Source organism: Bradyrhizobium sp. UFLA03-84 (assembly GCF_002289535.1).
In the GTDB taxonomy this organism is placed as follows: domain Bacteria; phylum Pseudomonadota; class Alphaproteobacteria; order Rhizobiales; family Xanthobacteraceae; genus Bradyrhizobium; species Bradyrhizobium viridifuturi.
Genome location: NZ_NSJY01000011.1, coordinates 234,404 through 259,699, shown reverse-complemented (window position 1 = coordinate 259,699; position 25,296 = coordinate 234,404). Strand labels below are relative to the sequence as shown.

20 protein-coding genes and 1 pseudogene are annotated in these 25,296 nt (G+C 57.9%); 8 read left to right on the top strand and 13 right to left on the bottom strand.

Annotated features, from left to right (window positions below; translation table 11 throughout):
* Positions 1 to 365 precede the first annotated feature (365 nt).
* The 6 genes and pseudogenes from CK489_RS13485 to CK489_RS42230 all read right to left on the bottom strand — a co-directional run bounded on the left by CK489_RS13485 (position 366) and on the right by CK489_RS42230 (position 5,779).
* Complete coding sequence (locus tag CK489_RS13485; RefSeq protein WP_143278149.1) at positions 366 to 2,120, bottom strand: phosphoenolpyruvate hydrolase family protein; 1,755 nt, start codon at positions 2,118 to 2,120, stop codon at positions 366 to 368.
* Positions 2,121 to 2,366: 246 nt separating this feature from the next.
* Positions 2,367 to 2,633: pseudogene (locus tag CK489_RS42905) on the bottom strand (ATP-binding cassette domain-containing protein); the annotation flags it as partial.
* Complete coding sequence (locus CK489_RS13475) at positions 2,605 to 3,432, bottom strand: HAD-IIA family hydrolase (protein WP_095732619.1); 828 nt, start codon at positions 3,430 to 3,432, stop codon at positions 2,605 to 2,607. The pseudogene CK489_RS42905 and the gene CK489_RS13475, both read right to left, overlap by 29 nt.
* Entirely contained in the window at positions 3,425 to 4,195 is a 771-nt protein-coding gene (locus tag CK489_RS13470) for an SDR family NAD(P)-dependent oxidoreductase (RefSeq protein ID WP_095732618.1), read from the bottom strand. The genes CK489_RS13475 and CK489_RS13470 overlap by 8 nt, the downstream gene beginning before the upstream one ends.
* Complete coding sequence (locus CK489_RS13465; protein ID WP_095732617.1) at positions 4,192 to 5,133, bottom strand: ribokinase; 942 nt, start codon at positions 5,131 to 5,133, stop codon at positions 4,192 to 4,194. Before CK489_RS13465 ends, CK489_RS13470 begins: the two co-directional genes overlap by 4 nt.
* A gap of 16 nt (positions 5,134 to 5,149) precedes the next feature.
* Entirely contained in the window at positions 5,150 to 5,779 is a 630-nt protein-coding gene (locus tag CK489_RS42230; protein ID WP_245350357.1) for a hypothetical protein, read from the bottom strand.
* Positions 5,780 to 6,309: 530 nt separating this feature from the next.
* On the opposite strand from CK489_RS42230, the gene CK489_RS40765 reads away from it, so the two are divergent.
* The 5 genes from CK489_RS40765 to CK489_RS13425 all read left to right on the top strand — a co-directional run bounded on the left by CK489_RS40765 (position 6,310) and on the right by CK489_RS13425 (position 11,159).
* The gene (locus CK489_RS40765; protein ID WP_158226441.1) at positions 6,310 to 7,260 is read left to right on the top strand and encodes a hypothetical protein; all 951 of its coding nucleotides are present in this window, start codon (positions 6,310 to 6,312) and stop codon (positions 7,258 to 7,260) included.
* Positions 7,260 to 8,036, top strand: a complete 777-nt coding sequence (locus CK489_RS40760; RefSeq protein ID WP_143278147.1) for a hypothetical protein — start codon at positions 7,260 to 7,262, stop codon at positions 8,034 to 8,036. The genes CK489_RS40765 and CK489_RS40760 overlap by 1 nt, the downstream gene beginning before the upstream one ends.
* A gap of 455 nt (positions 8,037 to 8,491) precedes the next feature.
* Positions 8,492 to 8,797: a DNA -binding domain-containing protein gene (locus CK489_RS13435; RefSeq protein WP_083992386.1), complete on the top strand. Its 306-nt coding sequence runs from the start codon at positions 8,492 to 8,494 to the stop codon at positions 8,795 to 8,797.
* A 502-nt stretch (positions 8,798 to 9,299) separates the two neighbouring features.
* The gene (locus tag CK489_RS13430; protein WP_095732615.1) at positions 9,300 to 9,854 is read left to right on the top strand and encodes a hypothetical protein; all 555 of its coding nucleotides are present in this window, start codon (positions 9,300 to 9,302) and stop codon (positions 9,852 to 9,854) included.
* Positions 9,855 to 10,052: 198 nt separating this feature from the next.
* Positions 10,053 to 11,159: a type III polyketide synthase gene (locus CK489_RS13425; protein WP_095732614.1), complete on the top strand. Its 1,107-nt coding sequence runs from the start codon at positions 10,053 to 10,055 to the stop codon at positions 11,157 to 11,159.
* A gap of 197 nt (positions 11,160 to 11,356) precedes the next feature.
* Here the strand turns inward: CK489_RS13425 and CK489_RS13420 are convergent, their stop codons facing one another.
* Positions 11,357 to 11,542, bottom strand: a complete 186-nt coding sequence (locus tag CK489_RS13420) for an HU family DNA-binding protein (RefSeq protein WP_430649143.1) — start codon at positions 11,540 to 11,542, stop codon at positions 11,357 to 11,359.
* A gap of 1,455 nt (positions 11,543 to 12,997) precedes the next feature.
* Here CK489_RS13420 and CK489_RS13410 point away from each other — a divergent pair.
* Positions 12,998 to 13,432: an SET domain-containing protein gene (locus tag CK489_RS13410; RefSeq protein ID WP_083992385.1), complete on the top strand. Its 435-nt coding sequence runs from the start codon at positions 12,998 to 13,000 to the stop codon at positions 13,430 to 13,432.
* A gap of 833 nt (positions 13,433 to 14,265) precedes the next feature.
* Here the strand turns inward: CK489_RS13410 and CK489_RS13405 are convergent.
* Entirely contained in the window at positions 14,266 to 17,658 is a 3,393-nt protein-coding gene (locus CK489_RS13405; protein WP_245350356.1) for an autotransporter outer membrane beta-barrel domain-containing protein, read from the bottom strand.
* A gap of 973 nt (positions 17,659 to 18,631) precedes the next feature.
* Here CK489_RS13405 and CK489_RS13400 point away from each other — a divergent pair.
* Positions 18,632 to 19,027, top strand: coding sequence for an MFS transporter (locus tag CK489_RS13400; RefSeq protein ID WP_143278146.1), 396 nt, complete (start codon positions 18,632 to 18,634; stop codon positions 19,025 to 19,027).
* 414 nt (positions 19,028 to 19,441) lie between these two features.
* On the opposite strand, the gene CK489_RS40750 is transcribed toward CK489_RS13400, so the two are convergent.
* The 5 genes from CK489_RS40750 to CK489_RS13375 all read right to left on the bottom strand — a co-directional run bounded on the left by CK489_RS40750 (position 19,442) and on the right by CK489_RS13375 (position 22,700).
* Entirely contained in the window at positions 19,442 to 19,669 is a 228-nt protein-coding gene (locus CK489_RS40750) for a P-loop NTPase family protein (protein WP_143278145.1), read from the bottom strand.
* 884 nt (positions 19,670 to 20,553) lie between these two features.
* Positions 20,554 to 20,697 carry a hypothetical protein gene (locus CK489_RS41310; protein WP_157348228.1) on the bottom strand — a complete coding sequence of 48 codons (144 nt, stop codon included), beginning with the start codon at positions 20,695 to 20,697 and terminating at the stop codon, positions 20,554 to 20,556.
* A gap of 22 nt (positions 20,698 to 20,719) precedes the next feature.
* Positions 20,720 to 22,027 (bottom strand): type II toxin-antitoxin system HipA family toxin, encoded by a 1,308-nt coding sequence (locus CK489_RS13385; protein WP_095732613.1) that lies wholly within the window; start codon positions 22,025 to 22,027, stop codon positions 20,720 to 20,722.
* On the bottom strand, positions 22,027 to 22,281 hold the full coding sequence (locus CK489_RS13380; RefSeq protein ID WP_050399954.1) for a helix-turn-helix domain-containing protein: 255 nt from the start codon (positions 22,279 to 22,281) through the stop codon (positions 22,027 to 22,029). Before CK489_RS13380 ends, CK489_RS13385 begins: the two co-directional genes overlap by 1 nt.
* A 197-nt stretch (positions 22,282 to 22,478) precedes the next feature.
* The gene (locus tag CK489_RS13375; RefSeq protein WP_095732612.1) at positions 22,479 to 22,700 is read right to left on the bottom strand and encodes a hypothetical protein; all 222 of its coding nucleotides are present in this window, start codon (positions 22,698 to 22,700) and stop codon (positions 22,479 to 22,481) included.
* Positions 22,701 to 23,871: 1,171 nt separating this feature from the next.
* On the opposite strand from CK489_RS13375, the gene CK489_RS13365 reads away from it, so the two are divergent.
* A complete protein-coding gene (locus CK489_RS13365; protein ID WP_198960924.1) occupies positions 23,872 to 25,203 on the top strand; it encodes an MFS transporter in 1,332 nt (443 codons plus the stop codon).
* Positions 25,204 to 25,296: the final 93 nt, after the last annotated feature.

The window sequence follows — 25,296 nt, the reverse complement described above, 5'->3', positions numbered from 1 at the left end:
GAGACCAATTGTCTTGCACAGAGGCACCTTCCTCAGCAAGCGCCAATCGTCTTGGGCTTGGGCGGCGCTATCCGCGCGCGAACCGAAAACTTCAGTTCTTTATCATTCGCGCGAATAAGCAATGCGGAGAAAATCGTCGCCGAGTGCAGCCGAGCAACTGACAATGTCGATCAGAAGCGCGCTTGGCTCAGCGATGTTCCCCTCGGTGTTTCAGCCGAGATCAGCGCAGCTCCACGGCAGCAATCGGCCTAGCCAAAGAGAGAGAGCATCTGGTTGGTTGGGCCGCCTGTCGCCACGACAGGTATTTAAGTCTCTGGAGGGGATCGCTTCGATCGCTTGGCTGAGCAGGCTGAACGGTCGGACTGCTACTCTAGGATCCGCAGCTTCTTGATTTTGTTGTAGAGGGTTTTTCGAGAAAGCCCGAGAGAACGCGCCGTCTTTCCGCGATGAAGCCTGTTTCGCTTCAAGCCTTCGATGATCCACTCCCGCTCCGAGAATGCATTTTTCGGCTTAGTCGGTGCGGGCGTATTCAACAGTGGCCTCAGGATGCCTGCGCTGATATGCGCATTCGGAAGCGTCACCAGCTGGTTCACGATCTGGCGCAATTCCCTGAGGTTGCCGGGCCAATCATGGCCAGCAAGCGCCAAAAATGCCGAATTTTCGAGCGCGAGGGTCTGGGCGTTCGAGTCCCCCTTTGCCTCGACCGTGAAATGCTGAACCAGCTGTGGAAGGTCCTCCAATCGGTCTGGCAAGGCGGGGAGCTTGATGTCGAACCCCGAGAACAAGCCGAGCAGGCGGGGACACAACACCGTTTGAAGGGCCGCTGCGCGTGCGATCGTGGCAGTTGCGATGATTCGAGCGCCAGAGCGTACAATGGATGCTCCGTTCAAGGGCGCGAAACTGCCGGTCTCGAGGTAATCGGCGAGCCGTTCTTGCCCATCACGCGAAAGCTGATCGAGATGCAGCAGCAATACAGTCGTATCGCTTGCACTTTCCAGCAGCGACAGTTGGCGTCTTCTGTTCTGGTCGCGCTCGGCCCCGAAAAGCGCACCGACCGTATCGATGGGCGGACCGGGTCGGCATTGAAATAGCGCTGCGTTCGCGTGCTTGCGATCGCTGAAGGCGTGGACCAGGCTGGCTATCCTTCGTTTGCCCGACCCGGGCTCGCCCCAAACGAGCACCGGACTTGAATGAGAGGCTAGACGCTTTGCGGTCTCAAGAACGCGTTTCATGACTGAGGACTGCGCGATGATGCCGTGCCTGAAGCCGCTCAACTGGAGCTGGCGCTCAAGGAGGTCGACCTTCTCCCGCAACAAGTGAAGAGTTTTAAATCCCGAGGTGATCTCAAGGACCGACATCTCCAGCGGGACGCGATCGAGCGAGGAGCCCCCGATGAAACCCTTGACGCCCGTCTCGCTGCAGATATCCAAAAGTTCGTCCGGCTTCGTTATCGGCCCGCCGCCAAGGAGGCAGATCACGTTTCGGTCGACGGATTGAGCCACACGCGCGACTGCGCTCGCGCGCGCTGCAAGCTCCGACAGGCTGATCGATGGGTCAGATGCGCTTTCAACGCCACGGTTGAGATTGAAATTGATGCAGATGGCCTGAGTACCGGCTTCAACCATGCGCCTTGCTTCGGACTGGGTCCGAGTATAGGCGATGGTCATCAGGCCACGTTTTGCCGCCTTCACCAGCAGCTCTATTTCGCGGGCGTAACCCAGCCCGGCCTTCTCAAGCAATGATCTCCTGTAATCATCAATGTGGATGACGGAAGGAAAATTAGTGACGCCCGCAAAACCCCATCTGCTGATCCGGTCGAGCCAACGATCAATGTCGAGCTGCGGATCAAAAGTACACGCACCGAAGAATACCGGCAATTTCGTGCTGGGCAGGATCTCGGTCCGACCGAAGCCGGCCACGAAATCGTTGGTATTGCGGATTGGCAGGATTGAAGCGGGCGAAGAGCCGCCCATCGCGCGAAATCGACCGGCATTGAGCGCGAGGACGAAATCCGCTCCTGCTCGCTCGGCCGCTCGTGCGGCCATGCCGGATCCGATGCCCGCCCCCAACACAAAGGAACGGGAATTCCGGAAGAACTGCTTGATACCGTCTCCCTTCACCTCACCCGCCCGCGTCTAACGACCGAGTTCGCTGCCGGCCAGCACCAGGTAAAATTAGCTCCATTTTCCAGGCGCTTGCAACCGTCGCAGCGCTTTTCCGTTCATCATGAACAGATGGCGGTCCGCCGGGGAGGCCGCAAGGCGAACCTTGCCGGATCCATTGAGCAGATCGGGGGCTGACGCTTTTGTCACGACAGACTCTTTTCCGACGCTGCCGTAAATGTGGGTGACGCTGCCGAGTCGAACGACCATCCCGAGGTTACGATCAGCCGCGTCAACATCGTCGACGACTTCATTGTCGATCAGCAACCGCCCACCGCCAATCCGCTCCAGCCCGCCAATCATGCGCAGCAGCGTCGACTTGCCGGACCGGGATGGCCCGACGAACACGACGAATTCGCCATGGTCGATTGTCAGGTCGATATTCCGCAGGATCCGGATAGTCCCGTAGGCCTTGCTGACGCCATCGAAACGACATCGGCCATCACGCTCTCCTCTGTCGCGGGGTTCCAACCGGCGCCGTCGGGACCTCAATCTCTGCCAAGCTCGATACGATGAAATCTGGTCGCGCGAGTGCGGGATCCTCTCGGGGCGGAACGCCGGTCGTGACCAGCACAGTCGGAAGACCAGCTCCCTTACCGGCCTGAATATCCGTCGCAATCTGGTCGCCGATCATCAGTGTGGCGCTGCGCACCGTCCCGAGGCGGGAAAGCGCAGTTTCGATCATGTGCGGTTCGGGCTTCCCAACGATCAGGGGCTTGGTCCGGGTCGCTGCGGCCACCGCGGTAATCATTGCTCCTGCCCCCGGCTCAAATCCATTGGCGGTCGGCACGAGGAGATCAGGGTTGGTTCCGATAAAGGCGGCCCCTTTTAAGATCGCCTCAACGGCGATCCGCATCTTCTCATGTGTGATGTGGCGATCGAGACCCATTACGACGATCTCGGGCTCTCGGTCAGTAACGTCCAGCCCGACCGCGGCGACCGCGTTCAAGAGCGAGGCCGCGCCGATAACATATACTCGTTTCGCGCCCGGGTAATTCGTTCGCGCGAGCTCTGCGGCCGCAATCGCGCTGGTAACCACTTCGTTCGGTCCTATCGCAATTCCAAACGCTTCTAGCTTGTGGACGACGTCCTCCGGCGTGTGCGTCGAATTGTTTGTCACGAAGCAGAACGGCAGTCCGGCCGCTTGCCATCGACCAAACGCTTCTATGGCATCGGCTATTGCGGCATCTCCACGATAGAGGACGCCATCGAGATCTGAAATGACCCCCGCGATAGGCGGCCAATTGAGATGAGAGCTTGGGCTAACCATTCATCAGCATCCCGCCGTTCACATGAACGATCTGCCCTGTCATGTAGGAAGCTGCAGGACTGGCAAGGAACACGGCAAGCCCTGCGATATCGTCGGGCACTCCAACGCGTCCCAACGGAATGCGGCCGCTGTGGCGCGCTTCGGTCTCCTCCCGCGGGCGACCGTGCATGGGAGTATCAATAATGCCGGGCGCGATCGCGTTCACATTGATGCTAAGGGGCGCACATTCGTAGGCAAGCAGTTTGGTCACGTCGTGAACGATTGCCTTCGAAAGACAATAGTCGCTTCCGCCAGCCTGATAGTTGAACACTGCGCCTTGCGAGGACAACGAGGAGCCGACATTGACAATACGGCCGCCCCTGTTTCTCATGAAGCGCTCAATAACGAGCTTTGAACAGCGCAGGACAGCGACCGAGTTGATCTGGATCGTACGTTCAATTTTCTCGGAGTTTCCACCGAGCAGCGCCTGGGCGGATTTAATGCCTGCATTATTGACCAGCACGTCCAGCCGACCAAAGTGTTTGGCAATGTCTTCCAGGACCCGCCCGATGTCTTCCTCGCGCGCGACGTCCATCGCCATGGGAAGTATGCCATTACCATAGGGCAGCCTTGGCAGAGTGTCTCTGAGGTTCTCTAAGTTAGCATCGGTGGCGACGACGTTCGCGCCCCCCTGGCGAAACGCATTGGCAATGGCAGAGCCAATACCGCCGCCGGCGCCGGTGACGAGCACCGTTCGGTCGGAAACTGAGAAGTGTTCGGTCATTCCAACTCCAAGATCGTTTGAGACTGAAGAAACTCGTCAACTGCCTGAGCCGTCGGCATTGAGCTTTGAGCGCCGCGCCGTGTTACGCACAAGGCTGCAACGGCTAGCGCCTTTCTAACCGCTTCCTTAAGAGGTAGCCGTTGAGCGAGCGATGCTGCGAATGCTCCGTTGAAGGCATCTCCCGCGGCCGTGGTATCGACCACCTTGACCGGAAAAGCTCGCAGAGAAAAGGAACCTGTACAGTCGGCATAGTAAGCTCCTTGCGCTCCGAGGGTGATCAGCGCGGCGCCCGGCCCGAGATCAAGCAGCTTTTCCGCCGCGCGTGCAGCGCTCTCGAAGTCGCAAACCTCAATTCCGGTTAACTCGAAGGCTTCCGTCTGGTTCGGCGTGACGAAATCAACGTTTCTCCATGCAGCCGATGGAAGACCTGGCCTCACCGGGGCCGGGTTGAAAATAAGATCGAAGCCTTTCTCACGCTTCATCTCGAACAGTCGATTGAGTGCGGGGATCGGCATACCCATTTCGGCGACGACGATTGCATCGCTCTCTATGAATTTGGTTGCGCTCTCGATCATGTCAGGCCCCACCTTCGAATTGGCGCCTGGGTCTATAACGATCATGTTGGAGCCGTCGTCAGCGACCATTACCACGGCCAAGCCTGAGACTTCGCCTGCACAGACCGTAATTGCCTCAGTGCGAACGCCCGCTTCCATAAGCGATTTTAAAAGCGACTGACCGGCATCATCATCACCGAGATACGTGTAGAAGTGTGGTTTTAGGCCGAGCCGGGCGGCCGCAACGGCTTGGTTGGCGCCCTTTCCTCCGGGGTGACGGGTCAACGCACCCATCAGGCTTTCACCCGGTGTTGGGAGCCGCTCGACATTGAAGCACAGATCGAGATTCGTCGTTCCAAAGAACATCAATGGTCTGGCGTTCATTTTACCGCACCGAAGGTTAGGCCGCGTTCGAGGTGATGCCCGTCAGCTTCTCGAATTCCGGCAACTGGGCTGCCACCGCGTCGGTATACGGATGAATGTTATAGGCCCAAACAATCGACGCGCCTTCAAACTGACGCCGGTTGATCTCGTCCGCCTTGACTTGGGTGAATCCTGTGACCGTTCCAGCCAAAGGCGCAACGCAGCTGAGAACGTTAAGGGCAAGCCCCATGTGATAACCGCGAAAGGCAGCGAGCTTCCTGTCATCATTCCCTCCTCTGGGCTCGTTGGCCCAAAAACCCGCGCGCCCTCCTCGCCCAAGGCCGAGGCGCAGGGATGCTAATCCGTCATTTTTTCGCCCTAAGCGGCTTTTCAAACGAATGTTGGGTAACATTGGGTAAGATTCAAGTTCGCGCTCAGTGCGGACGATCGACCCAATAACCGGTGTCTTCACCGCCTGCGCAGTGTGCAAGGGCCGGAATCGTCGAGATCGAGCTTGGCGGCGGCTGTCGCGTTTGCGTTGACCGTGACGCGGACGTTGAGGCACTGCAGCGAGTTCTTTAGCTGCTGCGGCGGCGATGATCCGCAGAGCGACAGTATTTCCATAAGTACGCAGAGTCGCACGGCTACCGCTGCTCAGGTAAATCAATCCAGATGTCCGGAGGACCATTCACGAGCACATTGTGGTCTGGAAGTAAATACTATCAAAGATCCTGGTGCCATAAGCCATTGCTGCACCGACAATTATGAAGGGGACCTTGACCTGCTCCAGATTTTCGAAGCTGTCAGCGTAAACGATCCGGACAAAATCGAGTTTGAATTTTCGGAAGGCTATCAGATCCCGCTCGGTCGCGGCGCGCGCTTTCGCCAGTGACAGACCTACCGCCGGCTAATTTGGAAACACGCGACCCACCGGCCGGCTCGTTGAACTCCTCGGCGTCGTGGACCACCTTGAGCATGGGCGTATCTTCCCGAGCCGTCGCTCCAACGCCGACCTGATCGGAGTGACGGATTGCAGATCTTGTTCGGAAGATGCGGCCGCTTCACGTCACCCCGCCGATGGCCGCCACAGGTTCTGATCATTGCTCCATCCTGCCGCGGCCCTACGTGGCCTCGTCAGCTTCTCGAAAGCTCACGCGACTAGGGGTCTGCTCAGGTGAGCTTGGAGGTGAGGCTAGCGTGAACCAGCAGAACTTTGTCCCATTCAACGTAACAGCTTGGTCGCAGGTGCAGCACGAAGTCTCGAATGAGCCACGGGCGGGCGAGGGCGGACAAGAAGGCTTTGAGCAACAATTGGCGGAGGCAAGTCAGGCCGCTCCCGCCGCCCCTAAGCCGGCTAATCGCGATGACCATCCGCATTTGTCTCAAGATGACCGGGACCTTATCGATAACGCGATTGCTCAACGGGCGGCTCAGAGGAATTTAAGTCCGTCCTCGGCTTCTATTTATACTCAAGCACTTCGCAAGCTCGTGAATGATCTCCGCGCTCGTGGCCAAACGACTAGTTTAAAGGACCATCAATCCCTGATCGATCACGTCAACACTTACTTTTCTAATCCCAGCACCCGAAGCACTATGTTGGTTGGGTTGAACGCCCTTGGTGCGTATCTCGATCCGGCCCGTAGTCGCTATCCACATTTGTCTGAAGAAGAACAGGACCTTATCGATAAAGCGATTGCTCAATGGGCGGCTCAGACGAATCTCCGCCCAAAAACAGCTGGCAATTATACTTCTGCACTTCGCCAACTCGTGAATGACTTCCGCGCTCGTGGCCAAACGACTGATTTAGGGGACCATCAGTCCCTGGTGCATCACGTCAACACTTACTTTTCCAACTTTCCCGTCGGAAAGACTATGTTGGCTGGGTTGAACGCTCTTGGTGCGTATCTTGATCCGGCCTATGTCGCTTGTCGCGCCGGACGGCCGACCATTGTCCCCTCAGCGGCCGACGCGCAGCTCTTGGATCGGCTTGATCTCAGCGGACTCACCACGAACAGCGTTGCTCTGTATGATTCAAGTTTTCGCAGATTCTCTAAAGCGCTTAACGTTGCGGGCCATACGATATCCGGGCTAGACGATGCTGCGCGCAAGAATTCGCTCGGAAGTTGTTCCCGCGAGACAGAAATCTAGTGCCGGCGCTAAAAAGGGTTCGGGATGCCGAGCACGATTCCGGTGCGGGCGCCTCTCAGGAGCCGGCCGGCCATGCTGTCCCGTCGCCCGAATTAGATGGGGTTCCCGAGAAGCTCTGGCTGCTGTTCGATGATGAAGCCGAGGAGTCGGCGACCGATCCATCGGAACTTGAGCGGCTGGAAAATGAGCTTCGCGGGGAAATTCAGAAAGAGCGAGATGACCGTCCCGTTCAGCCGCCCTTCCTCACGTTTAATCCGGAGGAGTTTCCTCCTATGAAAGTTCGCCGATTGCTGGATGATCAACCCGCCCAGCCAGCAGTCCCCGTCAGCCCAAAGGACCTCAATACAGGCGCTGGCGTGCTGACGCATGCTCCCCTCCACGAATTGGAGAGGCAGTCTACAATGCAGCAAAGCGGGCACGAACAAACTGCTGCACTGATCAGGAGCAGCGTCCTGCCGAGCGAGGACAGCCGACCGACCAGCTTGGTGATCGACACTGACCATTACACGGCGCTATTTGTGCCCGCGGGGATGACCCGGCTGAGCACCCCACTCTATCCGCCTAACGCCGCCAGTGAGTTCGGATCTCGATCGGAAAACGCCCCGCAGCCCGGCGCGCTGTCGGGGAAACAGGCCTCCCCAGCACTGCCTTCACGCAGGATGGAGCAAGCCGCCCCTGCATCCGACAGGGCTGAGGCAGTATCCCGAGCGCTCGGCGAGATTTTTGATGCGTCTTTGTCCGTTGATCTTCCTCCGGCTTGTCAGCGGCGAATTTGAGGCTTCACGACGCTCGCGCTCGCGAACCTCTCGGCACTGCCCGCAGGCATCGGGGTGGCTTTGCGATCGCCCACCAGTCTTCCATCAACTTGAACCAAATATATCGCATGCTGTTCTCAGCAATGTTCGACGACATTTCTGCCGGGTCGGCGCCCGGACGGCGCCAGACCTTGCTGGCGAGTTTCACTCTCTTTCATTTCGTTGATTTTCCCAGTCTCGAGAATTCATCACATGTATCTCAAGCTCATGATCGATGGCATGCCGCGTCGGCCATTCAGTGCAGTGACAATAGGGGTGTAATAGTGAAGCGTTTCGGATGTCGTTGCGTAAAGCGAATCACCTGATGTGCTTTAGGCATCACCAAAACTATTCCACAATCGGAGGATACTGCGACTGCGCACCAAGCTTGCGACGATCCCCTTTGTTGCCCCTAAAGCTGCCCGGGAGACCCATCAGTGCAGGAACCGCTGCTCGATTTGACCGTCGATGACGTTGCACCATCGGGCGCGAGTCTGACCGTCTATGACGAGGAGCACTTGGCTACATACTGGCGGCTGCTTGACGCTGATGCTGAGGGTACAGATTGGCGCGAGGTAGCGCGCGTTGTTCTTCACGTTGACCCTGCTCGCGACTGGGATCGGGCGCGTCGCGCTTTTGACAGTCATCTCGCTCGGGCAAAGTGGATAGCAGATGACGGCTATCGGCAGCTTCTCCGCAGTGGCGCTCGGAGCCAGACGAGTGTATCAACTCGCAACTCATGACGCGTCAAGCCGGCTGAACCGCAACATCGGCCTTTAAAGAGCATAACCCAATCAATTGAGCTCCAATAAGAACAACGATCGCTGTCCCCTAGGTTCGCCCTAGCACGGATCGGAATGCCCTTACTGTGAGCCCTTGCGGCCTGCACTAGGCACCTGTTCCGGCGGCATTGCGGATGACTGGATCCTGACAGGCTCACGGCTCGTGGCGGGCGTCGCCAAAATACTTCACGACGACCCGAGCCGATTTGGTCCGACTGTCAGCTACGCGAAATCCCGTCGATGTATCCGACGTCCGCTAGGCATATCGACGATGGCAACACGCTTGCCGCGACAAACTCATATGAGTCCGCACAGAAGAAGACGGGCCATCATTCGCTGAGGCGGACACGTTATTTTCCAGTCACCTACTAACCTTATCAATTGATCAAGAAGACAGACGCATGGCATGCATCCGCGTCTGTGAACCCCTCAAGAACGTTGAGCTCGGATTGGGTCGAGAAGAATGAAACTGCTGCTCTTGGGCACGATAGGCGTCATCTTGCTGGTCGCGGCTGTCGGCGGTCTGGCCGTGCGGCTCCGCGAGCGAAGCGGTTCTGATATCGGCCTCAATCGCGACGATGGCCGTCGATGCTGGGAATTCGTCGACGCCGGAAATGTGGTCCGTGCGCCACCGCCTGCCCTGACGTGTCCTGGTGCAACAGGAAGTCCGCTCGGCGGTGAAATCGGCTTCCGCTGGCAGATCGCCAAGTCGGTGCCTGGAATCGCGATGAACGGCAACTGCGCCAGTCCCGAGGGCTCTAACGCTAGATTCATTGTGCCGGGCCTTCTGGCTGCACGCAAAATTGTTACCCGCGGCCCCGTTGAGGACCCGCTCGGTTACGCCTGGAAGGACGTTCTGCTCTACGCAAAAGCCGCCACTGCGGCCGCCCGCAATAAATATCAGACCTGCGACCTCGCGACTCCGCTGCTGCTCGTCAACGCCAGCGACGGCCAACAGCGCTGTCCTGCAGGCGTGGACATAAAGGCTTCTTTCTGCCCAGCTTGCCGTCAGCGCTGAGTACGATTGCGTGCTCATCGGCCCTCCGATCGATGGCCTTTGTTCGATCGGAAGCGCAGGCTTTTCAACGAGCGGCCTCGTAGGAACTGCCCGCGTTGGGCAGAATATCAACGTCGGCTTGGTCCACGCGAAATAACGGCTGGATGTCGCGGGCGTCCTTGTTCGGTGTAAATCCATGTCGAGCGACAAGAGTCACTGATGTCCAGAATTTTGGCTGTTGGGACGGCTTTGCCACCGTTTCGGTTCTCTCAGGCCGACCTCAAGGCTCTAGCGGGTCACCACTTCGTCTCCAGAATGGAGAAGCTGAGGAGATATCTTACCGTATTCGATCATGCGCTGGTCGATCAGCGCTTCTTTTGCGTACCGCCCGAATGGCTTCTCGGCGAGCATCGCATAAGTGAGGCCAACCAGATATATTTGGATTGTGCGAAGGAGCTCGCATGCAAAGCGACGGTGAACTGTCTCGACCGGGCTGGCGTTAAGCCCGAGCAAGTCGATCGGGTTTTGTTCGTCTCGACGACAGGGATAGCGACGCCAAGTCTCGACGTGGACCTGATCTTCAAGGTCGGGTTGCGACCAGATGTGGGACGGACGCCGATTTTTGGCCTCGGATGCGCTGGCGGAGCATCAGGAGTTAGTTTAGCAGGAGCCCTTTGCCGAGCAACGAACGAACGCATTCTCCTCGTTGCTGTGGAGCTGACTTCCCTTACGTTCCAACCGAATGATCTCACGCCAAAGAACGTTGTCGCCTCAAGCCTCTTTGGAGATGGTGCTGCCGCGTTATTAATCGCTCCAGCTGAAAGCGGTGCTGGCAAGCTGGATATCGTGAGAAGTACGAGTTTGCTTCACCCGGACTCGACTTCTCTAATGGGCTGGCATTTTGGCGACGCGGGATTTGAAGTCGTGGTCTCCGAGCGCATTCCGTCAATGATTAGGAAATTGATGCCACGTGCAATGAACTCGTTGCTCGCGGAGGCTGGCATCCTTCCTGGCCAAGTAAGGAGCTTTATCTTTCATCCTGGCGGCAGGAAAGTATTGGAAGTCTGTGAGCGGGGCCTTGGCAGGTCCTCTGAGACTTTTTTTTCCAGCTATGAGACACTTCGACTTTATGGAAATATGTCTAGCGCAACTGTGCTATTCGTGCTGGAACGCGTGCTGGCGCATGAGGAGCAAGCGCCTGGATCTTACGGCATCTTAGGCGCCTTCGGACCAGGCTTCTCAGCCGAACTGACGCTACTGAAATGGGCTGACACGGAAGCACCACAGCCAAAGCCCTCCACCTCGAGCAGCTGGGCAACGAATTGAAGCGGGTTGCCTAGTCGTGATCGGCATCACCAAACTGACCGCTTGGTGCTGTCGAGCGCTCGCGTGGCCGAGATGCTGCCGCTGATCAGCTCTGTGCCACGGCACCCAGCAGCGTCCGCGAGACCGCTTGCAGTTACAGCATCGCTCCTGAACCGATCTGGCTGTCCCCTGTTAGGCAACCTCAGATGCCGATTCGATCAATTCGAAACTTCGCCACGATTTAATCGCTCATGCACTGCCCTGCTGGCCTTGAAGACCGCAAAGCGCTTTTGCTCGATTTTCAGGTACTCGCCCGTTCTTGGATTGCGGCCTATGCGAGCCTGCCGAGGGCTCACCGAAAATACTCCGAATCCCCTCAACTCGACCCGGCCACCGCGCGCCACCCCCTCGACGATCTCATCGAGGATTGCACAGTAGCAGCGTCCCGCCGAGCCAGGACAGCTGCCCCACCCGTTTCGTGGTTCACAATGACCGCTACACCGCGCTGTTCGTGCCCGCGGCGGAGATGAGGCGAACCACCCCGCTCAATCCGCCAGGCGCTGGCATTCGTCTCGGATCTCGGCCGGAAAACGTTCCGTGGCCCAGCGCGCGGCCTGCGAATCGGGCCTCGCCAGCGCTGCTTGGACGGTCGATGGAGCAAGCCGCTCCGTCGTCCGCCAGGGCTGCGACGACATCTCCGACGGCCCGCGAGATTTATGCTGCATCATTCGCCGTTCCCGAGGATTTTTCGCACGGCACCCAACCCGCCTCCGCCACGATGCTCTCGAAGCTGGGCCGCTGGGGCCTCTTGCCGGACGCGGCGCAACCGGTAAAACAATACGACATTCGCGGCGAGCGCTACTTCGCCATCATGGGGCCGGGAGGACCCAATGACGTTCGGCTCATCCATGAACCACGAATGGCGCCGACGGACGCTCCCGACGCTAGGAGCCCGTCCAGATAGCTTTGGTATCGGGCTTGTTAATGGACGATGGCTTGCTCCAGCGACTCTTACGAGCTTGGCGACCTTATGGGCGGTGCAGATGAGCGCTACCCGTCCCGATGAACTTGCGCACATCATCGCTCAGCGACTCCGCGTTCAACCGAATGGCGATTGCCTCTTGTTATCTAAGAGCCGGCCACCAAAGCTGCAAAGAAACGCCTAACGGCACGTTTGGCGGCATTACCCTTCGTAAGGCTCTCTCAAGCCCGGAAATATGGGAAGCATCCTCGGAGTAAAGAGGCTGCTTCCTACGTCCCATTGAAGCCCGGTCGACTGGTCGACTGAACTGGTGCTAACGGATGACGACGGGTCTGGTGGTCTATCAACCCCAGATGCCCATCCTGGTCGTGACCTTCCGCAGCTCCTCTGGCCAACGCCGTGTTGCGACGTCGTCGATCCGCCTCGAGTCTATCTGTGCCGTATCTTCGGGATCAGCAATGGCCGGGATACCGGGCGCGATCGCCATCGCTTTAGCGCCACCGATGACTTCCGCAGCTGAGCCAGTGCTGCGCCGACGTTGCCGCCAACACCATTGTCCTGATTATAGCTCTTGACATCAGCATCCAGCGCTTCCGCGGAAAGCCGGCCAGCAATGCCCTTCCCATTTTTTTGAGGCAGATAGTCGCTGAAACCTCAGAGAGCCGTTCATAGATCCTCCGAACTGCGCCACCGACGCTCGCTCAGTTCGCTGAGATCCTGATCCGACAGCAGCAACACCGAAAACAATCCAGAGATCGAAGAAAAATCGAACTTGTGGCGGAGGCGCGATTAAACGACCCTGCCAATTCTTGCAGGAGATTTGCGGTACTTAGGTCGGTTAGCTTGCTGGGTGTTAGTCACTTTTGGAGAAATTTCAGTGTTGATTGTTGAAACCATTTTGAAGCCAGACCGCTTTGGCGGCATCGGACTTTTCTCTGCTACTCTTTTACCTAAAGGCACATTAGTTTGGATTCATAATCCAATCGTTGACATTGCCGTGACGCCTGAACAGTACGAAGCCCTCCCTCCAACATTTCAAGCTCTACTTGACAAGCATGCCTATCCGAGAGACCGCGATGTTGATGATGGTGTCGTAGAGTACAATGCTGACAATGCCCGCTTCATGAATCACAGCAGTCAGCCAAACACATATCAAGACGATCATTGCCGAATTTTCACGGCCCGTGACGTACAACCTGGTGAAGAACTGACTTGCGATTACTTGTCTTTCGATGCAAGGTGCGACTTATCGTGGGTTAAAGAGCTCGCGCCGAATCCTGGAGCCGGAAGGCGCCAGCCGGCGTCGGGTTGACTTTGCGGTCTGGCGACGTTGATTCCGTCGGCGAATTTGCACCGGGGAGATGTTCGGAAGCGGTTGTCCCCATCGAGACGACGCGAGTTAAAGATCATCGTGAGCGCGGTCTTGTTCGACGTCCCTTGACGCGCACGAAAACGCTTTCGATGACGTTGGTAGCGCTCTACGTGGAGTTCACTACATCTGTTGCGCGAACCTAAGGCTTCGCCACTGACTCGATAATGTCCGCAACGCGTCCTGGCAGCGGAAACACTGGGCTGCTGTTACGATTCCTTCCCGAGTCTTTAAAGGAATTGGCGAGGCGCTCATGAAGAAGCAGATCGTGGGAGCGGACGCTGCAGCCACAATGCCTCGACGACTTGAGTGACGAGAGCAGCCCGGTTCACGTGATCGACGTATTTGTCGATGCGCTCGGCTGAGATTCCTGTCCGAGTTGTTCGCGGTCTTGAATTTGCTACCATCGCCAAGAAGGGCCTCAAGCCGCGATTCAAGTTGACCCCGCGGCTTCACCGATGCCAGAAACCAAACAGCCAGAACGCCTCGCGCCCCGGGCGACATCAAATCGAATTGGTGGGCGAGATCATCTCGGAATCCTGGGCGAGATCAAATCGGTACACTCGGGCGAGATCCTCGGCATCCGCAGTCAGCGTTGATAAACATGCTGCTTGCCCTCAAGAGATTCGCTCCGACATCCCTTGCGGACGTCAGCACCGGCGTTCAGGCAGGCTAGCTTCGATCGTAAGCGTCCCCCTCTTGTCGAGGAAACCTGGATTGAAATAACGTGATCTCATTGCTGTGCAGCACGCGGGACGAAATGCATTTTGTGCGTATCAGAACTTCACATTGAAGGTGGCATTCAGTCCGTTCTGGGTAATGCCTGAACCGAACTGACCCTGGTAGGCGATGCCAAGTGTGCTGTTGCTCGAAAGCTGGAAGTCCAAACCGGATTCGACGAGTGCCACGTCCTTTCCAATGGATAGGCCTGAAGCTGCAAAAGGGCTGGATCCAGCAGCAAAGCTAGCTGTCGACAGCGGAATAAGGTCGCCAATGGCATGACGCCAGCCAATATCGGCTCGCGCAGTCGTGGCGATCTCGCCAACTCGAAAGCGCGTGGTCGCGTAGGCGCCGAGAGTGGAGAGCGTCGTATCCATCGTGTTAGCGTGAACACTAAGCGCCGCCCCGTTGAATCCCCTTTCGAAAATTCCATCGGTCGCGACTCGAAGATGGGCGAGATTGGCATAGGGCTCGATGACGGAAGACTTGCCAAGATGGATTTTGTAACCCAGTTCTCCAAAGATCTGGAAAGTGCCGGCATCGTAATCCGAGATCAAGTTGTCGTTGAAGCCTGGGAACCGAACGTTGCGGCTCATCTCGAGATCGTGCCACGTATAGGCAAGGCCTGAGCGGAAAGCGATGGCTCCTTCCGGCACGGTCCACTCGGTGCCGGCATAGGTCCCGAACGTGTAATTGTTGCTGCGGCCTGACGAGGAAGCAGCGCCAACCTTGAAAGTGGAACGGCTATAGCCCGCAAGGACACCGACGCGCCAATCATCAAATATCGGCGTGTCGATCCCGGTCATGAGGCCGCTAATGGTGGATCTGGTGCTCGCCCCATTGCTGTCGCCCGATTGGGTGGTCCATCCGCCAAAGGCGGAAGCCCACGCTGCATACCCCTGCAGGTCATAGGAGGGCGGGCCAGAAGAAGCCGGGCCGACCAGGCCGGTTGCAGAGGCAGAATCGCGCGACCTCCTCTGCTCAGGACCATAACCCATCACCGCCATCGCCGAGGTTGGCGCGCCGCCAAACGCCTGTTCGAGACGGTTGTAGACTGCCGAACGCGCGTAGAAACTGTCGTTGACACGTCTGCCCTGCTCCGACGCATAGATGGACGGCGAAAGCTGACGCAGCCCAGATGTCACTGCCGCGCCGTCCGGCGCGGAAAAGTCGAGCGCCGCGACGAGTGGGTGCAGCCCTGTAGTCGCGTTGCCAGCTACTCGATCGAGCGCCGCGCCAACCTGGCGGCTGTTGGCGTCGGCCCCATAACGCGAATAGGCATCGGATGGGCGGGAGAGTGTCAAGGCGTAGGTGTTATCACCTTGAGCCGTGGCACTCGCCAGCAAGGTGGGTGATTGCAGGGCTGTCGTCACGTTCGCGAACGAGCCTGTGAGATTTGTTGCATTCAGCCACTGATCGGAGGAGACGTTAAAGCCTTTACCATACCAGCCACGCTGCGGGGTGATCGTGAGCGTACCATCGAGCGTCGCATTGCCATTCACCACAAGATGGCTGAACGCGCCAGCATCGTTTACGGCGACCTGCAAGCGACCGGTCGAGGTTTGCAGATAGTCGCCATACACCTTGATGCTGTTGTCAAGGCCGCCGATGAAGGGCGAGACAGCACCGCTGTTGGTGAAGCGACCACCAGCATTGAGCCGATAACTGCCGTTACCGGACAGGGTTGCAGCTTGCGCGACACTTGCGCCATACAACTCGTGATTGCCAGTTAACGTCGTGGCACCACCTCCGAACTGCAGCGAAAGATTGTTACGTCCGACGATATTACCGTCGTAGCGGGTTGCAAAATTTGCGTCGGGCTCCTGCGTTGAGTGACCGTTCGCATCAGGCTTCAACCCGAACGTCAATTTGGTCAAACGCGGAGCACCATTCTCGTCAACCTGGTTGTAGTCAGACAGGATGTGCCCCGACAGCATTGCGCCACGCATCACATTGATCTCGCCGACGTAACCACTGTTCGACATGTACATCGCTGCATGATTGCCAGCCAGGCGCCCGGTCAGATCGAACTTGCTGACGAGCGGACCGTCGATTTCGCTCAGCATCGGGGCCGGTTTGGTGCCAATCGTGCGAACATACGAACCACGATATTCATCGTCATTGCCCATCGTATTGTTACCAAAATCGAACCTTGTCGCGATGCCATGCTCTCCGAGAGCTTGTACGTCCCCGCGCTGAGTCAGCGTGTGATCCTTGCCATAGGCGAACATGACGCCGTGCCCATAGGCGCCGTCGGCGTAAACGCGGGTCCCAGGCGGAATTATGATCTGATTGTTTTCGCCGTCGACGCGGATGCCGGCGCCACCTGCTCCTTTCGAAAGCAGGTCGGCGCGCTGGACCACAGCGTTGCCGCTGCCATAGACGTGCAATCCCAGTCCGCGCGAAGCCATATTGTACGTATTTGGCAGATAGGCGGTACCGTCAGCATTCCGAGCGAAGAAGGGATTGTCGTTGACCAGATACTGGCCGTTTCCGTAGATGGAGTACCCGAACAGATTGCGCCGATCGATACTGTAACCTATATCTTGAAATGCGGCGATCTCCGCTTCCATTAGGGCGGTGTAGTTCCGGTATTGCTGATGGCTCATCAAACTGTTCTTCAGTTCGCTATGCGAGACAAAGGGGACATCCAGCCGGCCGTCCTCAGTCATCACTCGAACCGGAATACCTGGCATGGCACCGGCCAGCACTTCACCCACATGCTTCCCGGCAAAATAGCCCCGATCGTGGCGCAGGTCGAAAACGTCCTCAGCTGGCGGGTTCACGCACAGCGAGCAATAGATCGTCTGTCCAGGCTTGGCTTGTTTGCCGTTGTCGTCATGCAAATGCTCCGTCCAGGCGTTTAACTTTTCAGGGAAATGCGCTGATAGCGGCCCGTCGGGATATCCTTCATGGCTGATATTGCTCAGCATACCGAGCCCATGGCCGAACTCGTGGATCACAACGGGTGTACGACCAATCTCTGGAGTCCTTGGCAATTGCGAAGGAATGTATGCTTCGGACGAAAACCCCATCTGGCCGATTGTAACCACGCCGTGTGCGCCGTATTGCAGCTCGCCCGGCTCCTGCCCCGTGAGTGCCGCCTGAACCTTGGTGACGCCACTAGGAGACGTATCACTATAGGCAGATGCGTTGCGCTTGCTATTCCCACCGATGTTGACAATGGCCGGCAATTGCCCCGGAATAACCTTGATGATTTCCGCCCAATACCGAATCGCCGCCAGTGAATGATCTATTTCTGATTGTGGCAAGCTCCGCGTTGAACGCGTATCACCTTGCGCGTAAGCGCCATCGCCGGGACCAAATATCCGCGCCCGCATGAAGGGCATTCCATTCGGGTCCATGACGTCGTAGGTTTCAACCGCTCTACTGGGCGAATCCAGCAAGGCACTAGCCGCAAGCACGATAGTCGTAATTGTCTTCTTCATATTACAGATTCTGTTTGAGGTCTTGATTGCTGGCGTGCTTCGTCATCCAACTTGGCGCGCGCGTTCACGCAGATGCGCCAGCGAAGCGCAGCCGTCATTGATCGGACATCGGCCTCGCGCCTTCTTAGCCCGAGTCTGACGGTAGAACTTCAATTCGAAAGAAAGGCTAGTTCTCTGGAGGGAGGTCCGCCTTGATGAAGTCAAGTCAACTCACAAGCACGTCCCTCATTGCTGGTGACTTTGATTTCAACTTCCTCAAGCTCAAGCTCCGGCACCTCACGCTTGCCATTTGCGATCCGCCGAGCCGCGGTAGCCTGAGCGAAGATGACCGCCCGATGCTTCGCGGCCGTGGCCGATGTCGAGCGTTTTCATGGGCCCCGTTAACAATGCGAGCTCCTATTGTCTTTTGATCGCAGACAGATCCTGCATTCTGCCGCGCCAATCCCGACAAAGCAGGCGACTGCACGCAACTAACAAGCAGCGGAGCAAAAGTCGGGCCAAATCGCCTGATGCCTTCGCCGTGCGCAAACAGATGAACGCAGCAACGCCATGCGGAGGCCCTTCTGCGTGAAAACGCGCGATGCCTGTTCGTCGCCCGCCAATGTTGTCGCAAACTCGCCATTGCACAGGAGCAAAACGACTGCCCCGCCCGACAATTGCAGCGCGCCCCGTTCATCCTTGCTGGCGATCGCCGTGATCGGTTCAAGGTTTGAATGGGGCGCAAGAGGCAGGCGTTTTTGTTGCACTCATCGTCGTGAACTTCGCCCTGGCATGCGTCAGGCAGATGTAGAGCACCGGGACGTAAGCCCGGCCACCTCAAGCTAGACGACGCGTAGGGCAACTGAAATGCAGCGTGCGCGACCTGACTGGTCGAAATGCTCGGCCGGCGATTGAACTCCAGACGGATCGAGGATGGCTAGGCAGTCTACTGGGGAGAAGCCGGAACCCGTCCTCTTTTCCGGCAGACGAACGCTTGACCGGCCGCGCCGTGTGGGGAGCAACCATCGGCAATATTCTCGAGTTCTACGACTTCGGAACCTTTAGCTTTTTCGCCATCCAGATCGGTCATGCATTCTTCCCGGCAGGCGACCCGCCGATCGGGGCCATCCTGCTCGGCTCGTACTCGGATCGGGCCGGCCGCAGATCCGCGATGAGCGCCAGCTTCACCTTGATGAGGGTCGCCGTCCTCGTGTGCACCTACGCCCTCGTGCGAGACAATAGGAATTGCCGCTCAGCTGCTGGTCATTTCGCGCGTTTAATGCAGGGCTTCGCGCTGGGCGGTGAGGTTGGTCCGACAACCGCCTATCTGATTGAAGCGGCCCCGGCCGAAGCGCGCGGTCATGCCCAGGCTCTCGTAGCGCTGGGCTAGCGCCTTGGCCGGCATGCTTATCATCTGCGCGACCGCTTGCTCGCCGACCTGGGGCGTCTGCCAGACCTGCGCCAGATCGTGCCATACGCAATCTGGGTCGAACGCGCCCAAAAATATCGCTCGCCCAGGATCGTACAGGAGCGGGATAGTCCATTGTGACTCGCATGACATGTCCCCGCCCCAGTCTCCACTCTGAACTCAACAGTCTGTGACTTTGACGACCTCTCTACGTCTCCCAGAGCATCTGTGGGCTACATCTTCCCAAAAAGCCGGCCGCGGACGCTTGCCATTTGAATAATTCCTGTTGATCCTCCGACGCACGGACGCGTCACGCTGGGGCGAAGCTCTCGTTCAGCCGAGCCGCTCTTTTGGGCCTACATGCGAGCCGGCGCCTTCCACGATGCGCACTGCGTCTCATGGCTTGGAAACATCCCGCCAGTAGGATGCTTTGAAGGCGGCTTGCAGCGTATCCGCCGACATTGGCGCGATCCAGGGCAATCGCCCGAACCACCGCACCTGACCGATATCGCAAAATTGCTCTAACAACATCCGAACTGGTTTCGACAACGAAAGCCATAGAATGTCGATCTGGTGTCGTCGCAGCGCGTCTATGGACAGCAGTGAACGATTGATCGCTCCCAAGTTATGCTCGCCCAGAGCACGACAGGAAGTTACCATCTCTCCAAGACATCAATGTAAAGCGAACCGCAATTGAGCGGCTCCATGAGCCCGCCGGTCCCCGCGATCACTGGCGGCTGCCCTCCTGGGTCTCACACATTCTATATGCTGATGACGAAATCAAGACGGCCGACGGCGCTCACATGCGCGTGAGCGAGCCTTCGATCTCGCCTGCCTCGATAGCCGGGCATCTCGCTCGAAGAAGCCCTTGCCGAGATGCGCGTCGTACTGGACTCGGTTCAGTGCTGCTGTTCCCAACGCGACCGGCGCTTCCAGTAGAACAAAGCCGTCCGCCATTGTCTTGCACGAGCATGGCAGAGTCCTTTGGCAACTCCATTACTGTTGTCGCCGTGACAGCAGACAATGTCTCGGCGGACGGGCCAGAGCAGCGAATCTGGATCGCATTCGCCAAACCGAGCCAGGCCTCGACATTAGTGCTCACCGCAGTCCCCGAACGCTGAACAGCGGAGGTTGTGGACATGGAATTGATGGACAAACAGCGATGAACGTTCGAGGAAACTAACGTCAAGCTCGGCGATGTTTACAGATTGAGGAAGTATAGCCTGCTGCATCGCAGCTACCTATTCGACGCTTACGTCGTTTGCTCTCAGCCTGTTCGCGGCCTTAGGCTGGTCTGCGATGTGATCGGAGATGTCGCCTTCAGCTTGCAAGTCGGCCTGGATGTTCGGAAACCGAGCCCGTAATAGCGAGACTCAGCCCGTTCGTTGAATATCTCAAGTGCGGCCCGAATCGAGCTCCTCTGGAGCGATCGGGCCATCATAGCGGGAACTCCCTGAAGCGCGCGGGGCTGGCGTTGCTGGTAACCATGATCATCATCGGCGCGCCGATCATCGCGTTCCGGCAATTCTGGCGCCGGCGCCGCCGACGGCGATCATCGGCGCGATGATCGCGCTGTCGACATTGATACCCACGCCGACGATCCTCATCCTGCCGGTACCGGTGTTGGTCCGCCAGCGCTGGCCGGCTCGCACGCAACCCCTTAGGCTGAAAGTGTCAACGGTCGTTTATAAGACCGATGCGGCGAATAGCGGCGACTCTTATCGAGTCTGCCAATTTTTTGGGAAAGCCCTTCGGAAGGCCCTTTACCACTCTCGCAAAGGCGGCCTCGAAGTTTTCGACGAGATCCTCAAAGATTGCGTGGACTACGGCCGGCCCAACACCGGAGATTTCGGCGGTCTGTAGGAAATGACGCGGCAAAATATCAGTCATTCCATAGTGGCGATTTTTGCCGACCGACATTGCAAGTTTAAAAGCTTTGCGCTGAATTTGTCCGGCGTCGAGGCTTGGTTGCGCGCTCAAGACGTCATAAAGCGGCGTGAGTCGGAAGCGCCCACCGGGGCTCAGGAATAGGCTAAAATTCTTGGCGTGTCCGTCGGTTGCGCCGATGAGCCAGAACACGATGCTGGCCCGCAAAAATGTCGCGATGTCTTCGGTCGGTTCATCGCTACCCTTGAGCAGTTGCAGGATGTCTTTCACGCCGGGGCCGCCATCCGATTGATATTTCTGGGTGGTGGGTACGGATAGAGCCTGGCAGCAATCTTCCTGAGGAAGGCGCAGCAACCTTTTATCATTGGTCCAGCGCCTATCGAAGCGTTCGACAATCAACGTGCGGCGACCACCGAAATCGGCGATCTCGACGTTCGCCGTTGGCACGCCAAGTGCGGCCAGCAGCTTAAGGCAGAAATATTCGTTCTCGACGCTGTTCGAGAGATTGATCCCGTTCGGCAAACGACCGATTTGCGGTTTGAGAATGTGCGTCGTCGCTGTGGTACCAGTCGGCTTGTACCATTTGCCATCTCGCCGCAGCAGGGCGGTCTTCTCCTGGGCACCACCGATGGAAATCCGGAAATTGTCGTCTTCCCCCATCCCAAGTGGAGCGCTCGCAAGGTTCTTGATGATGGCGGCGACATCGCGGTCGGTGACAGCCTTCCCTTCGATCGTACCGGCAGGTGCAGGATCGACACGCTGTGGAAGAAACTGGAGTGCACCAACGCAATCATGCCCGAGTGCAGAGAGCATGCTGTAGGCGTCAGTACCTTTTGCCCCCACCCGCTCCGCGACTCGTTTGCGTATCTGTTCGCCATCGGGCAACAGGTTGTCAAAAACGGCGATTACAGGTGCGCCGATATAGCGGTCTTCGCGCAAGGGCAGCGATAGCGAGATTGGGAAGGTCGATTCCCAGGAGAGCCATTGCGGAGTGTAACGAAAATCGATCGCACCGCTGGACTCGCGTCGGAGCATGCCTGCCAGGCGTGCGTTGACGAACACATTCAGGGGCGCGTTTGCTGGAGGCCGGCCCATCAGAAAATGTCCTCGATGTCAGTCGAGGTGGCCTTGCTGCGGGTACGGACCACCAGTTCAAGATTGAGCGCGGCCAGCGCCTCCATGAGGGTGTGGAGCTGAATGGCAGGCTCGCCCGCTTCCAGTCGGGATACGGTGCCCTGACGCAGATGGATCTGCTTTCCTAAGCCTGACTGGGTAAGTCCGGCCTGTCGGCGGGCCCGCCGTAGAATGGCGCCGAGTTGCTTTTCCGTACGAGCAATATGCTGCGTCATGTGAATCTCCGCGTTCGATATACGCGAATCCGTATATATTATAAATATACGCAAATCCGTATATCATATAAATATACGCATATACGTATATAAGACGAATATACGCGATCGCGTATCGGCTATTCTCGATTGCGGGCCGTGCGGAGTGGTGCTTGGCAAGTCAGTGCAACATTCCAAAATGTCATCGATCGCCGCCATCAATGCTGCCGTACTCGAGGCGTGCTTAATCCGTCGTGCCAGGTGGTCGCAAAGAAGCATCCGCTGTTGGGATGGAAAAATGCGGCTTGCTCGTCCTTCTTGATCTCCTTGCGCGTGGCCCGAAGCAACTGAGCGAGACAGCGTCCCTCACCCGCATTGGCCAGAAAGTAGCCGGTCGGTTTGTCCTTGGGTTCGGGTTCGAGGACAGGAAATTGCAGCATTTCGAGGATGCGATACTGGCGGCGAGAACTTCGACTTCAGCCTTTCGAATTTGGCATCTTACGCGCATTCTTGGGCGACTTCTTCAGTTTGCCGCGCGGCACCATCACGACGGGCTGCGGCGGAGGTCTTGGTGCTGTTGTTTTTCTCCTTAAGGCTGAGTTTGTGCGCGGCAAAAAGCCGCCATAACCCCTGCCTCGCAGCGCGTAGCGAAGTGTGCAAGGCGTAAGGGCTGAAGGAAGTTGGAACAATTTTTTTGGGGCACCGCGGACCCTGGGGGAGCCAAAACCGAAGGCCTGTCCTTGCGCCGCGCCGAGGGGCGACGCCCCTAAGCTGCTGCTGCGGCAGCGGCCATACGATGCTTTATAGAACTAAAGGCGCGCAAGGCTTCCAAAGCCTCGGGAGAGTGGCGCTCCGGCCGCACCAGCCTTTGAGCGGCACCCGTCTGACGCGGCAGCGATAGCGACTGACCGCCGGGCCGCTTCAGCGAGTGCCCCGGCGAGGAGAACCTTATGTCTTGCGCGAGTAATCGTGCCCCGAGGCCGAGACAGCATGCTCGGTGAGCCGGCGCATAGACGAGGTCGTCACCGCGTGTAATGGCGATCCGCGCAGCGCCCTCAAGGTTCTCTTGCTCGTCAATGAGCAGTTTGAGCACATTCTAAACTGTTTGAACGCCAGATTGAACGAGCATATGCGGCGGCATCATCGACAGCAGGCGTTGCATGGCAGCGACAATCCCGACAAAGTAGGTGGTCGCACACAATTGGTAAGCAGTGGAGCAAAAGCCGGGCCAGTTGCCTGATCCTTTGCGCATACGCGCGCCGGCTGAACCCTGCGTGCATGCGCGGCCATCTACGTGAAAGCAGGCGCCTTCCGTTCGGTGCCCACCAATATTGTCGCAAACTCGCCATGCACAGAAGCACAACGAGCGCTGCGCCCGACAATTGCAACGCGCTTGCTCATCTTTGCCGACGATTGCCGCGATCCGGTCGAGCTTTGAAACGGGCAGCAAGAGGCAGGCATTCTTATTGCATTCATCGTCGTGAGCTTGGTCTGTCGGGACGCGGCCCAGCCCAGCTCGAGCTAGAGGACGTGCAGAGCAAGTGGAGTGCAATGCGCCTGAACTCGCTGGTCGAAATGCTCGCCGGCGATAGCGCCTCAGACGGATCGAGGATGGGCAAGCAATCTACTCGGCTGAAACCGGAGCCGGTCCTCGTTCCGGCAGACGAATCCTTGGCCCGGCGCGCCGTGTTGGGTGCAACGATCGGCAATATTCTCGAATTCTACGACTTTGGGACCTATAGCTTTTTCGCGATCCAGATCGGACAAGCGTTTTTCCCGGCAAGCGACCCATTCGCCAGCCTCATGCTGTCGCTCGCAACCTTCGGCGCGGGTTTTGTGACCAGGCCGATCGGGGCCATCGTGCTCGGCTCGTATTCGGATCGGGCCGGGCGCCGGCCCGCGATGACCGCCAGCTTTGTCCTGATGAGCGCCGCGATCCTTGTGTTAGCGCTCACCCCCTCATACGGGACAATAGGAGCTGCTGCTCCGCTCCTGGTCATTGTCGCACGTTTGGTGCAAGGCTTCGCGCTCGGCGGTGAGGTTGGTCCGACAACTGCCTATTTGCTGGAAGCGGCGCCGGCCGAGGGGCGCGGTCTTGCTGTCTCGTTTCAGCCTGCCAGCCAACAGATCGCTGCAACGGCCGGGGCGCTTGTTGGAGAAATACTCTCCCTGACCATGACAAGCGAGGCACTCAACGCGTACGGATGGCGGATCGCGCTCTTGCTCGGCGCCGTTACGCTGCCGTTCGGATTTTGGCTGCGGAGCGGCTTGCCCGAAACGTTGCACCGGCCCCAAACGCCGGCTCCGGGCGTTCACCCTGTAAGAAGATTGCCTGCCACTCGCCGTATTATGAGCTTGGGATTCGTCGTCCTGGCCAGTTGCACGATCATCACCTACGTCACGGGATATATGACCACCTATGCACTGAATACCCTGCAAGTTTCCGCGCCTCTCGCCTTTGGCACCACGCTCGTTAGCAATACGGTAGGAATTGCTGCCGCGCTGCTGGGCGGCTGGCTCGCAGACCGCGCGGGCCGCCGGCACATCATGATATGGCCGCAGATCGCTGCGTTGTTGATGACCTATCCGGTGTTCCTCTGGATCTCAGAGAGCCGCAGCGCCGTCGCACTTCTCGGGGGTCTCGGTGCGCTCACACTTATTGGAACGATTCCGTACAGCGCCTTCTATGTGAGCATGGCCGAAGGTTTGCCCAAGAATATTCGTGGTGGCGCCTTCGCGATCATCTACGCTTTTGCGATAGCGATCTTCGGAGGCACAGCTCAACCAGTTGTCACCTGGCTGATCTATCTTACCGGGAGCGCGCTGGCGCCCGCCTGGTACATGCTTATCGCTAGCGCGGCTGGGCTCCTTGCCATGCTCATGATGCCGGAGACGGCACCGCTCAAAATTAACAGCGCTGTAAACAAGCAAAGCACGCTATAGCGGGGCGAATGTGCTATTTTTCCAAAGTGCAGCAGCGCGTGCTGGGGCTATCTTCGGCAATGCTCAGCACAGCTTCTATACGTCGGAAATCTT